The sequence below is a fragment of the Catenulispora sp. EB89 genome (genome assembly GCF_041261445.1).
GTDB lineage: Bacteria > Actinomycetota > Actinomycetes > Streptomycetales > Catenulisporaceae > Catenulispora.
In genome coordinates, this window is record NZ_JBGCCU010000027.1 from 37,406 (window position 1) to 49,053 (window position 11,648).

An 11,648-nucleotide genomic window follows, 5' to 3' on the forward strand; every position below is an offset into this window, starting at 1 on the left:
AGCTACCCTGCCCGGCAGAGCTCCTTGTCGACCAGCGCGTTGGTGGCCAGCTGGATGGCCTCGCTGCCGTCGCCGGTGCTGGAGACCACGACGCTGCGGCCGGTGTCCGGCGCGACGGCGTCCCAGGTCTGGTAGCCCGGCACGCCGCCGGGGTGGCCGAAGTAGCCGCCGCCGCAGGAGAGCGGGAACCAGGCCAGCCCCAGGCCGTAGCGGGCGTCGGGCCAGAAGACGCTGAGCTGGGCCGCCGGGATGGTGGTCTCCATGGCGGCGAGTTGGGCCGGGGCCAGCAGGCGGCCGCTGGTCAGGGCCGTGTAGAAGCGGCCCAGGTCGCCGGTGGTGCTGATGATCGAGCCGGCCGCGTCGATCATGCTCGGGTTGAGCACGGTGACGTCCACCGGATCGGTGCCGCCGAAGGTCGAGTAGCCCTCGGCGTGCGGGCCGCGGATGTACGGGACCGTGCCCGGGATCACGGTGTGGCGCAGGCCCAGCGGCTTGATGATCCGGGCCTCGACCTCGTGCGCCCAGGTCTGGCCGGTGACCTGCTTGATGATCATGCCGAGCAGGACGTAGTTGGTGTTCGAGTACGAGATTCCGGTGCCCGGCGCGAAGGTCGGCTCGTGTTTCATCGCCAGCGCCACCAGCTGCGCCGGGGTGTAGACGTCGAAGCGGCCGGTCTGGTAGCCGGCGGCGGTGGCGATCTCGGGCAGGTCGTGGGCGAAGTCGTAGATGCCCGAGGTGTGCTGGAGCAGCTCGTTGACGGTGATCCGGCTGCCGTCGTTGCCGTTGCCGGCGACCACCCCGGGCAGCCAGTGGCCGACCGTGTCCGACAACGACAGCCGACCCTCGCCGACCAGCTGGAGCACGACCGTGGCGACGAAACTCTTGGTCGCGCTGCCGATCCGGAACCGGGCGTCCAGCGGCACCGGCGCTCCGGTGGCGGTGTCGGCCACCCCGGACCGGACGGTCTGCCGGCCGTTCGGCGTGGTCACCGAGACCAGGACGCCGGGCGCCCCGGCGGCGCGGATCGCGTCGGCCTCTTGTTGCAGCCGGCCGGCATGCTGCGGGCCTGCCGGGGTCGCGCCGGTGTCGGCGCTGGCAGGCGCGGCGGCGGCCAGCCCCACTGCCGCCGTGAGGAGGAGCGCGGGCACGGTGTGATTCAGCGTTTTCCAACGCATGGTCGATCTCGCTTTCTGGTTGTCGGCGTCTCGCTGGCAGGGACGCTAGTGAGATCGCGGACCGAGACCGTCCCCCTGTCGGGGACACCGTCCGTACCCCCGTGGGGGGACGGCTGCGGCAGCACAGGTGTTTAGAGTCTGGAGAGTGTTGATCCAGACGGTGGACCCGATGGGTGCCGCGACGCGCGCTCTGCGCAGAGTCCCCGAGGACGTCGCCGACGTGGCGCTCGCCGCCGCGTTCCTGGCCGCGATGGTCGTCGAGCGGGCGCGGATGCTGTCGGGGGAGCGGTTGGCAGCCGCGATCGCGCTGAGCGTGGTCATGGCCGGCTGCGTGGCGCTCCGTCGCCGAGTGCCCTACGCGGGCTACATCGTCGGCTCGACGGCGCTCATGGCGGAGGCGCTGTGGATCGCCCCCAGCCCGATCTCGCCCTACGCGAACCTGGTCTGCCTCTACTCCCTCGGCCTGTACGCGACACGCAGCCGCGCCCGCTGGGGTCCGCTGATCCTGATCCCCGGCGTCGTCGCCTACTTCGCGAAGTTCCCGTCCGCCACCCTCACCATGCCCGCCGGCGTCCTGTTCACCTGGTGGCTCGCCTGGGCCGTCGGGTACGGCGCGGCCCGGCGGCACGAGGAGCAGCGGGCGGCCCGGCAGGCGGTGCGGCGGGCGGCGGTGGCCGACGAGCGGCTGCGGCTGGCGCGCGAGCTGCACGATCTGATCGGGCACACGGTCAACGTGATGGTGGTGCAGGCCGGCGCGGGCCGGCGGGTCCTGGACCGGGATCCGGGGAAGACCCGGGAGATCCTGACCGGCCTGGAGCACATCGGCCGGGACGCGCTCACCGAGCTGGACCGGGTGCTCGGCCTGCTGCGGCGGCACGAGCCGGGCGGGCTCGGCGACCTTCTCGACACCTCGCCCGGCATCGCGGAGCTGCCCCGGCTGGTCGAGCGCATGGCGCAGGCCGGGGTCCGGGTGACGGTCCGGATGGATCCGGCCGTGTCGGACGTGATCCCGAGCGTGGACCTGTCGGCCTACCGGATCGTCCAGGAGGCGCTGACCAACGCGCTGAAGCACGGCGGCGCCAGGTCGGCGAGCGTCACGGTCCGCCACGACGGCCGGGCCGTGGACATCGAGGTCTGCGACGACGGACGCGGCAGCCCGGCCGGCTACCTACCCGGGCGCGGGCTGCTGGGCATCGCCGAGCGGGTCGCGGCGTTCGGCGGCAGCGTCGAGCACGGCAGCGTCGAGCGCGGCGGAGGCGAGCACGGCGGCGAGCACAGCGGAGGCGACCGGGGCGGCTTCCGGCTGCGGGCCGTGCTCCCGGTCCCATGACCGTCCGGGTCCTGATCGCCGACGACGACGCCCTGCTGCGCGCCGGCGTCACCGTCGTCCTCGGCACCGCGGACGGCGTCGAGGTGGTCGGCGAGGCGGCGGACGGCCTGCGCGCCGTCGAACTCTGCCGATCCCTGGAGCCGGACGTCGTCCTGATGGACGTGCGCATGCCCGGCGTCGACGGCATCGAGGCCACCCGCCGCATCGTCGGCGCCGCGCTGCCCACGCGGATCCTCGTGCTCACCACGTTCCACCACGACGAGTACGTCTGGGGCGCGCTCCGGGCCGGCGCCAGCGGCTTCCTGCTCAAGCGCTCCCCGCCTGAGCGGCTGATCGACGCCGTCCACACGGTGGCGGCCGGCGACGCGCTGCTCGATCCGGCGGTGACGCGGGACCTCGTGCGGCGCTTCGTCGAGCTGAGCGCGGCCGGCTCGGCGCGGGAGACGGCTCCGGCTCAGGCGTCGGCGAAGCGGAGGCGGCGCGAACTGGACCGCCTGACCGAGCGCGAGAAGCAGGTCCTCCGGCTCGTCGCCGAAGGCTACGCCAACGCGGAGATCGCCGGCCTGCTGGTGATCGCGGAGTCCACCGCGAAGACCCATGTGAAGCGGATCCTCGCCAAGATCGGTGCGCGCGACCGGGCCCAGGCCGTCGTCATCGCCTACCAGGGCGGCTTGATGAGCCCTTGGACGTGAGATCAGCCGGTCTCGAGAACGCGCTTGAGGCGGTTGAGCGAGACCTTGAAGAAGAGCCTGGTCGTCGGCCCGATCGCCAGCCAGCCGATCTTCCCCAGCACCCCGAGCGGCAGGTCTACCCGCTCCCACCACGTGACCCGGCACCGATCCGCACCGAGCGCCGCCACCTCGAACCCGCCGGTGCCGCGCACCACGTGCCCGGTGTGCAGCACCGCGCAGCTGCGCGGCGGGTCCCACGCGGTGACCGTCATCGTGTCCAGGAAGCCCAGCGGGCCGATCCCGGTCCAGCCCTCCAGCTTCTCGCCGACCGCGCTCGCCGTCCCGCGCACCCGCGTCGCGACCATCCACGTGCCCTGAGACGGCCAGTCGGCGATCGCCGCCCAGGCCCGCTCCGCCGGGACCGCGACGCCGACCGACACCCTCAGCTCAGCCAAGGCGCGCCGCCAGCGTTTTGGGCGCCACCTTCCGGTACGCGTCCCGCACGATCTCCTCGACGTCCTCCCAGTCCGGGTCGTCGTCGAGGTTCACGCCGAGCCAGCCCCGGACGCCCACGTACGGCGGGCTGTAGAACGTGTCCGGGTCCTGCTCGATCCGCATCTCCTGCACGCCGTCGGCGGCCGGGCACCAGAAGCCCAGGCGCTTGCCGTGGTGGTGGTTGCAGAACATCACCAGGGTGCGCTTGCCGCGGATGAACCAGGTCGGCTCGCCGTGGCTCAGCCGCTCCTCGACCTCGGGGAGGTCCAGGCAGATCCTGCGGAGTTCTTCGAGCGCGACGATCTCCTCGGGCAGCATCGCTTCTTCGGGCGGCACGGCTTCTTCCGGTGGCATGGCCTTCTCGCGCGGCATGGCTCCATCCTCACGGTTCGCACTGACAGCGTCGAGCCGGGCCCGGCCGCCGCTCGTTGAGCGAGCGCTCAACGAACCCTTGTGCGATCCGGTAGCGTCGCGGCATGAGCACCGACACCCGGGACCGGCTCCTGCGGGGCACGATCGACGCGCTGCGGACCCAGGGCATCGCCGGGGTGTCGGCCCGCACCATCGGCGCGGCCGCCGGGGTGAACCAGGCGCTGGTGTTCTACCACTTCGGCAGCGTCGACGAGCTGCTGGCCGCGGCCGCCATGTGGTCGACGGAGCAGCAGGTCGCGGAGTACCGGGAGCGGTTCGAGCGGGTGCGCTCGCTGCGGGAGCTGCAGAAGGTGGGCCGGGATCTGCACGCGCGGGAGAGCGCGGCGGGCAACGTCACGGTGCTGGGCCAGATGCTCGCCGGAGCGCAGACGAACCCGGCGTTCGCGACGGCCACGCGGGACGCGCTGGCGCTGTGGACCGTGGAGATCGAGCGGGTGCTGAGCCGGGTGCTCGCGGACTCGCCGCTGGGGGAGGTGGCCGACGTGCCGGGGCTGGCGCGCGCGGTGACGGCCTCGTTCATCGGGATGGAGCTGCTGGCCGCCGTCGACCCCGAGGGCGACAAGGCGGCGTTCCGCGCCCTGGACCAGCTCGGCGCGCTGCTGGAGTATCTGGACGATCTGGGCCCGGCCGCGCGGGCGGCGGCGCGGCGCGCGGTGCGGACCGCGGTGCGGCGGTCGGTGCGCGCTTAGGGCGGTGCTTGCTTAGGGCGGTGCGCGGTGCGCAGTGGGCGAATATGCCTTTCGATGTGCGCGTAGGCGGCGGCGCGGAAGCGGAGCCGCCCAAACGTTTCGCCGATGCGGCGTCCGGGTCAGCCCTCGCCGAACAGGTGCGCGTTGGCGGCCTTGACCAGCGGCTCGAACTCGGGCATCTCCACGACTTCGATGCCGGCGTCCCGGAGCAGTTCGACGCCCCGGCAGTCCTCGACCAGCAGCGCGGGCTCGCGCCAGGCGAACACCACGCGTCGGATGCCGGAGGCGATGATCAGCTGGGTGCAGGTGGCCGGCCGGGACTTGCGGACCGAGCAGGGCTCCAGCGAGGAGTAGATGGTCGCGCCGGGCAGCCGCGGGTGGTTCGGGGCCAGGCGGGCCAGCGCGGACTCCTCGGCGTGCACGTGCTCGTCGGTGTCGCGGGACCAGCCGCGGGCGAGCTCGCGGTCGTCGGCGTCGACGATCAGCGCCCCGACGTTGAACGCCCGCGGCGACGGCGGGCAGCGCCAGGCGAGGTCGACGGCGGTGCTGAGCCATTCACGGTCTTCCCCGCGGGTGCGGTCGGAGAAGGAATGGGAGAAGGAAGCGGAGGCGGCGTCGGTGGTGGTCACTTTCCAAAGCCCTCGGTTCTGATCGGGTCCGGCGGGTGGGTGGTCCGCGCACGGCGCCAGTGGCACTGCCGCGTCGCCGGCGCGGGGGAGGCACGCAGGGTGGGGGAGGCGGGTCGGGCGGAGAAGTCCGGACGGCCGGGACGCCGACGGCGTCCGGGACGGTCCAGGGTGGCCGGGACCGTCCCGCGGCGACGAGCGGAGCCGGAACTGTCTGTGGTCACAAGTCCCAACAGTAGTCGCGGCGGGCCGGCGTTTCTCGGGTTCGCCGCCAAGCCGCCGTCGGAAGGGGGGAAAGAGCCCCCGCGCGGGTTGGTATCTTGATCGGCATGCTCCACCCCATACCGCCGGCCGCTGTGTTCTTCGACATGGACGGTCTGCTCATCGACTCCGAGCCCACCTGGTTCCAAGCCGAAAAGGACATGCTCGCCGGTTACGGGTACACCCTGGGACCCGAGCACTATCCCCACGTGCTGGGCAAGCCGATAGAGGTCTCGACGGCGTACCTGCTGGAACTCACCGGCCACCCGGTCACCGCGGAGCAGTTCGCCGACGGCATCGAGACGGCGATGGTCGAGCGCCTGCGCGACGGCGTCCCCATGATGCCCGGCGCGAAGAACCTCCTGGTGGAACTGGAGGCGGCGGGCATCCCGCTGGCCCTGGTGTCGGCCTCCTCCCGCCGCATCGTGGAAGCGTGCCTGCCGCTGATCGGCCGCGACCACTTCCGCGTCACGGTCTCCGGCGACGACGTCGAGCACAGCAAGCCGAACCCGGACCCGTACCTCCTGGCCGCCCAGCACCTGGCCGTCGACCCGGCGCACTGCGTGGTCCTGGAGGACTCGCCGACCGGCGCCGCCGCAGGCCACGCGGCGGGCTGCCGCGTGATCGCCGTCCCGCACGCCGCCGAGGTGCCGGCCCGGGAGCGGGTGACGGTCGTGGACTCGCTGCAGCGGGTGGACCTGGCCTTCCTGCGGCGGCTGTTCGACGAGAGATAACTGGCCCCAAGGGACACCAATGGCTCGGAGCACGGTGCTCCGGGCCTTGCTGTTTTCCCGGCGCTCGCTTGCGGGATTGTCCCCCCGCACAATGCTCGGGCTCTTGGCCTGCCTGTCACGGCGGACCGACGATCTTCCTGGCACCTGCCGAACCAGCTCATCAGATCGGCGCTGGATATGCCCGAGCACGCGCCAGAGCCAAACGCCTCTTGCCGGACTGGCCCGGCGTGATTCTCCGCCGCTGTGCCGCCGGATTCCCGCCGGATCGGACCTGCGGCGGGGGCCAAGCGCTTCTTGCCGGGCTGGCTGGGCGTGCAAGCCGCCGGTGCTTGTCTCTTGCCGGCTCAGCTCATCGCGGCAGCAGCACAGCCGAGTGGAGTGGCGTGATTCTCCGCCGCTCTGCCGCCGGATCGCACCTGCGGCCGGGGCCAAGTGCTTCTTGCCGGGCTGGCCCGGCGCGCAAGCCGCAGGTGCTTGTCTCTTGCCGGCTCAGCTAATCGCGGCAGCAGCGCAGCCGAGTGGCCCGGCGTGATTCTCCGCCGCCATGCCGCCAGCTCCCCGCCGAATCAGCCCTCTGCCTCGTCTGAGCCAGCTCCAGCCCCGCCCCCAGCCACCACCGCCGCAGCTCGCCCCCGCTGCCCCGGCACCGCCTCCGAAGCCTCGACCACCTCCACCGGCCCCAGCGCCGGCGGCGTCCCGCCGTAGGCCGGGCACAGCGCCTTGTGGTCGCACCAGTCGCACAGGCGCGAGGGGTTCGGGCGCCACTCCCCGCGCTCCGCAGCGGCGCGGATCGCGGTCCACAGTGCGGCCAGTTTGCGTTCGGTGGCGCGCAGGTCGCCTTCGTCGGGGTCGTAGGTGACGATCTGGCTTTCGCCGCCTAGGTACATCAGCTGTAGGCGGCGCGGGACCACGCCTCGGGTCTTCCACAGCACCAGTGCGTAGAACTTCATCTGGAACAGGGCTTTGCCTTCGAAGGCGGGGCCCGGCGCTCGCCCCGTTTTGTAGTCCACCACGCGGATCGCGCCGTTCGGGGCCACGTCGATGCGGTCCACGAAGCCGCGCAGCAGCAGGCCTTCGGTGGTGCGTGCGTGGACGAACAGTTCCCGCTCGGCCGGTTCCAGGCGGTTCGGGTCCTCCAGGCGGAAGTAGCGTTCCAGCAGGTCCACCGCGCCGGCCAGCCAGGCCTCGTCGCCGCCGGCCTCCTCGGCGAGTGCCTTCAGTTCCGGGTCCGCCTCGACCATGCGCTCCCATTCGGGGGACAGCATGCTGCTGGCGGAGGTCGGGGTGCGCTCGCCGGTCGGGAGGTCGAAGAGGTGCTCCAGGACCGCGTGGACCAGTGTGCCGCGGGTGGCGGCGGCGCTCTTGCGTTCCGGGAGCTTGTCGATGACGCGGAAGCGGAACAGCAGCGGGCACGTCATGAAGTCCGACGCGCGGGACGGCGAGAGCGCCATCGGCAGTGTCACCGTCACAGGGCTCGTCGTCGCCGGAACGGGGAGAGCGGTGCCGGGTGCGTCCATCGCGTCCATGGGCCTCGACCCTACTCGGCGGTACCGACATCGCCGCCGAGGGGCACGCGCAAGCCCCCGTGTGGCGCCCCGTGTGATGAGATCGCCCGCGCGGTGAGTGGTCTTGCAAGTTCGCCTGCGCATAGAGTCGAAGACGTGGCGGACGACGAGGGCAGGCAGAGCACCGGTAATGGTGGCTCGGAAGGCGACGGCGGCAAGTCCGGCCGGGCGCAGGTCGTCCGTGGCCCCGGCCTGCGGCTGGGCCGGCCGTTCGGCATCCCCCTGTACGTCTCCCCGTCGTGGTTCGTGGTCGCCGCGTTCATCACGGTGCTGCTCGCCCCGCAGTCCGGCGACGTCACGGACCCCTCCAACGACTTCGGCAACGAGCTCGGCGGCTGGCGTTACGTCCTGTCCCTGGCCTACGCGATCTTCCTCTACGCCTCGGTCGTGGTCCACGAACTCGCGCACTCCGCCCTGGCCAAGAAGCTGGGGCTGCCGGTGCGCCGCATCGTCATCCACTTCCTCGGCGGCGTCTCGGAGATCGAGAAGGAGTCCGACGCCCCCGGCAAGGCCTTCTGGATCGCCTTCGTCGGGCCGCTGACCTCCGCGGCCCTGGCCGGCATCGGCTTCGCGATCTACGAGATCATCCCGCACGACGACAACGTGAGCCTGACGCAGAAGGTCGCCGCCACCCTGGTCTTCGGCTTCTGGGCCTCCAACCTGCTCGTCGCCCTGTTCAACCTGCTCCCGGGCCTGCCCCTGGACGGCGGCCAGATGCTGCGCGCCGCGGTCTGGAAGGCCAGCGGCAAGCCGATGACCGGGACCGTCGCGGCGGCGTGGGCCGGACGCGTGCTGGCGATCGCGGTGTTCATCGTGATGAACCTGGTCTACGTCCGCAACGGCACCATCCAGCCCTTCGGCCTGGGCCTGGCGGTCTTCATGGCGATGTTCATCTGGTTCGGCGCGACGCAGGCGCTGGTCGTGGCCAAGCTGCGGGAGCGCATCCCGGGCCTGTCGGCGCGCAAGATGACCCGCCGCGCGGTCAGCGTCGAGGCCCGCACCCCGCTGGCCGAGGCGCTGCGCCGGGCGCACGAGGTCAACGCCCGCGGCATCGTCCTGGTCGACGGCAACGACAAGCCGACCGGCCTGGTGAACGAGGCCCAGGTGATCGCCACCCCCGAGCAGCGCCGGCCCTGGGTCGAGGCCGGGGACGTGGCGCGCCCCCTGGACCCGAACCTGATAGTGGCCGCCGACCTCACCGGCGAGGACCTGCTGGACGTGCTGCGCGCCAACCCGGCGCCGGAGTACCTGGTGGTCGAGTCCGGCGGCGAGATCGTCGGCGTGCTGGCGGCCTCCGACGTCCAGGCCGCGTTCCTCGGCAAGCCTCCGGGGCCGCCTCCGCCCCCTCCGGCGCAGCGGCGGATGCCGGTTTAGCGCGGTCCGGAGGGCCCCAGCAGCGCCGGTAGGCTGAAGGGATGGACAGCACGCCCTCCCCGACCGCTCCCGAGCACGAGCCGATCGTCCCGCTCGCCGACGACGAAACGGTCGCCGACGAGCCGATCGCCCCGCTCGCCGACGAGCCGGTCGTCCCGACCGGCGCGGAGCACCGCCGCGGCCTCCTCAAGCCCGGCGACCAGGTTCAGCTCACCGACGCCAAGGGCCGGATGAGCACCATCACCCTGCAGCCGGGCAAGCAGTACCACACGCACAAGGGCTCCTTCGAGCACGACGAGCTGATCGGCTCGCCCGAGGGCGTGGTCGTGAAGACCTCCGGCGGCAACGAGTACCTCGCGCTGCGGCCCCTGCTGTCCGACTTCGTGCTGTCCATGCCGCGCGGCGCCGCCGTGGTCTACCCCAAGGACGCCGGCCAGATCGTGCAGATGGCCGACATCTTCCCCGGCGCCCGCGTCGTGGAGGCCGGCGTCGGCTCCGGCGCGCTGACCTGCTCGCTGCTGCGGGCCGTGGGCGATGCCGGCAGCGTGCACTCCTACGAGCGCCGCGAGGAGTTCGCCGAGATCGCGGCGAAGAACGTGCGCTCCTTCTTCGGCGCCGAGCACCCGGCGTGGGAGCTGACCATCGGCGACCTGGCCGAGAAGCTGGTCGACGAGGAGGTCGACCGCGTCGTGCTGGACATGCTGGCGCCGTGGGACTGCGTGGACGCGGTCGCCAGGGCGCTGGTGCCCGGCGGCGTGCTCATCTGCTACGTCGCCACCACCACGCAGCTGTCCCGGACCGTGGAGACCCTGCGCTCGCACGGTGCCTTCACCGAGCCGCAGCCGTGGGAGTCGATGGTGCGCGGCTGGCACGTCGAGGGTCTGGCCGTGCGCCCGGACCACCGGATGATCGGCCACACCGGCTTCCTGGTCACCGCGCGCCGCCTGGCCGACGGCGTCACCCCGCCGCTGCGCCGCCGCCGGCCGTCCAAGGGCGCGTACGCCGCCGACTACGTCGCCGAGGGCGCCACGCCGGCGGCCGGGAGCGTCGCCGATCCGGAGTTCAACGAGGACGGGACCGTGACGACCTCGGCCATGGCGCGCCGCGTCCTGCCGTAGCGGCACGCGCCGCGGACGCGGGCCGTGACCGCCGTCGTGGTGACGACGGCGGGCACGGCCGCTGGGATCGGCCGGTCCACCGGGTTAGGGACTGGCCAACATTTCAGGACATCACAAGATCTCGAATATAAGAAGCCTTGTAGTCGATTGTTCACCGAAACGTCGCGGGAATGACATCCACGCCCGCGACAGTCTCATGCCGTGACCGCAACGACCGACGCCGCCACCGCCGTCGCCGCCCCGCCCGGCCCGGCGCGCCGCAGGCCCACCCGCGACTTCCGCGCGACCCGCTGGGGCTGGGCGTACTCGGCCCCGGCCGTGCTCGTGTTCCTGGCCTTCGTGATCATCCCGACCGGGTACACGTTCTACGTCTCGCTGTGGAAGTGGAACGCGCTGAACCCGGCGCTGTCCAAGTTCAAGGGCCTGGGCAACTACACGCGGCTGTTCCAGGCGAACCAGCCGACGTTCCTGAGCAGTCTGTGGCACTCGCTGTACTTCACCGGCGCGATGGTGATCGGCGGGACCGCGATCTCGCTGGCCCTGGCCCTGCTGCTGCAGCGCGGCGGCGCGCTGCTGAACGGCACCCGGGTGGCGCTCTTCCTGCCGCACGCCACGCCGGTGATCGCCACCTCGATGATCTGGACCTGGATCTTCAACTACAAGTTCGGCCTGGCCGACTGGATCCTGCACAGCCTGCATCTGCCGACCTCGCAGTGGCTCCAGTCCTCGTCCTCGGCGATGCCCGCGGTCGTGATCTACAGCCTGTGGCATGAGGTCGGCTTCACCACCGTGGTGTTCCTCGGCGGGCTGGCGACGCTGTCCAACGAGCTGTCGGAGGCCGCGCGGGTCGACGGCTGCTCGGGCTGGCAGGAGTTCTGGCACGTCACCTGGCACCAGCTCAAGCCGGTCACCGTCTTCGTGATCGCCATCACCGCGATCACCTCGCTGCAGGCCTTCACCCAGTTCTACCAGCTGGCCAGCGGCGGCCCGGCGTACGCCACCACGACCCTGAGCTACCTGGTCTACCAGGAGGCCTTCCTGTTCAGCGACACCGGCTACGGCGCGGCGCTGGCCGTGGTCCTGTTCGCCATCACCGTCTTCTTCACGCTCGTCCGGCGCCGCACCGCGGCCAACGGCGAGTCGCACGCTCTCGTCTGATCCGCAGTACCGCACACCGA

Annotated in this window: 12 protein-coding genes; 7 read left to right on the forward strand and 5 right to left on the reverse strand. The window is 72.0% G+C overall.

What is annotated here, in order from left to right; all coding sequences use genetic code 11:
* Positions 1-2: 2 nt before the first annotated feature.
* Complete coding sequence (locus ABH920_RS39755) at positions 3-1,148, reverse strand: serine hydrolase domain-containing protein (RefSeq protein ID WP_370354476.1); 1,146 nt, start codon at positions 1,146-1,148, stop codon at positions 3-5.
* A 172-nt stretch (positions 1,149-1,320) separates the two neighbouring features.
* Between ABH920_RS39755 and ABH920_RS39760 the strand changes: the two genes are divergently transcribed.
* Both ABH920_RS39760 and ABH920_RS39765 read left to right on the forward strand, forming a co-directional pair.
* Positions 1,321-2,505 carry a sensor histidine kinase gene (locus ABH920_RS39760; protein WP_370354477.1) on the forward strand — a complete coding sequence of 395 codons (1,185 nt, stop codon included), beginning with the start codon at positions 1,321-1,323 and terminating at the stop codon, positions 2,503-2,505.
* Entirely contained in the window at positions 2,502-3,197 is a 696-nt protein-coding gene (locus ABH920_RS39765) for a response regulator (protein WP_370354478.1), read from the forward strand. The genes ABH920_RS39760 and ABH920_RS39765 overlap by 4 nt, the downstream gene beginning before the upstream one ends.
* A 2-nt stretch (positions 3,198-3,199) precedes the next feature.
* Here the strand turns inward: ABH920_RS39765 and ABH920_RS39770 are convergent, their stop codons facing one another.
* On the reverse strand, positions 3,200-3,631 hold the full coding sequence (locus ABH920_RS39770; protein WP_370354479.1) for an SRPBCC family protein: 432 nt from the start codon (positions 3,629-3,631) through the stop codon (positions 3,200-3,202).
* Positions 3,624-3,989 (reverse strand): MmcQ/YjbR family DNA-binding protein, encoded by a 366-nt coding sequence (locus tag ABH920_RS39775; RefSeq protein ID WP_370354592.1) that lies wholly within the window; start codon positions 3,987-3,989, stop codon positions 3,624-3,626. Before ABH920_RS39775 ends, ABH920_RS39770 begins: the two co-directional genes overlap by 8 nt.
* Before the next feature lie 158 nt (positions 3,990-4,147).
* Here ABH920_RS39775 and ABH920_RS39780 point away from each other — a divergent pair, with 158 nt between their 5' ends.
* Positions 4,148-4,792: a TetR/AcrR family transcriptional regulator gene (locus ABH920_RS39780; protein ID WP_370354480.1), complete on the forward strand. Its 645-nt coding sequence runs from the start codon at positions 4,148-4,150 to the stop codon at positions 4,790-4,792.
* Positions 4,793-4,911: 119 nt separating this feature from the next.
* Here the strand turns inward: ABH920_RS39780 and ABH920_RS39785 are convergent, their stop codons facing one another.
* Positions 4,912-5,421, reverse strand: coding sequence for a dCMP deaminase (locus ABH920_RS39785; RefSeq protein ID WP_370354481.1), 510 nt, complete (start codon positions 5,419-5,421; stop codon positions 4,912-4,914).
* A gap of 326 nt (positions 5,422-5,747) precedes the next feature.
* Here ABH920_RS39785 and ABH920_RS39790 point away from each other — a divergent pair, with 326 nt between their 5' ends.
* Positions 5,748-6,413, forward strand: coding sequence for an HAD family hydrolase (locus ABH920_RS39790; RefSeq protein ID WP_370354482.1), 666 nt, complete (start codon positions 5,748-5,750; stop codon positions 6,411-6,413).
* A gap of 566 nt (positions 6,414-6,979) precedes the next feature.
* Here the strand turns inward: ABH920_RS39790 and ABH920_RS39795 are convergent.
* Complete coding sequence (locus ABH920_RS39795; protein ID WP_370354593.1) at positions 6,980-7,930, reverse strand: RecB family exonuclease; 951 nt, start codon at positions 7,928-7,930, stop codon at positions 6,980-6,982.
* A gap of 144 nt (positions 7,931-8,074) precedes the next feature.
* On the opposite strand from ABH920_RS39795, the gene ABH920_RS39800 reads away from it, so the two are divergent.
* The 3 genes from ABH920_RS39800 to ABH920_RS39810 all read left to right on the forward strand — a co-directional run bounded on the left by ABH920_RS39800 (position 8,075) and on the right by ABH920_RS39810 (position 11,628).
* Complete coding sequence (locus tag ABH920_RS39800; RefSeq protein ID WP_370354483.1) at positions 8,075-9,352, forward strand: site-2 protease family protein; 1,278 nt, start codon at positions 8,075-8,077, stop codon at positions 9,350-9,352.
* Between the two features lie 41 nt (positions 9,353-9,393).
* Positions 9,394-10,470: a tRNA (adenine-N1)-methyltransferase gene (locus ABH920_RS39805; protein WP_370354484.1), complete on the forward strand. Its 1,077-nt coding sequence runs from the start codon at positions 9,394-9,396 to the stop codon at positions 10,468-10,470.
* Between the two features lie 201 nt (positions 10,471-10,671).
* A complete protein-coding gene (locus tag ABH920_RS39810) occupies positions 10,672-11,628 on the forward strand; it encodes a carbohydrate ABC transporter permease (RefSeq protein ID WP_370354485.1) in 957 nt (318 codons plus the stop codon).
* Positions 11,629-11,648: the final 20 nt, after the last annotated feature.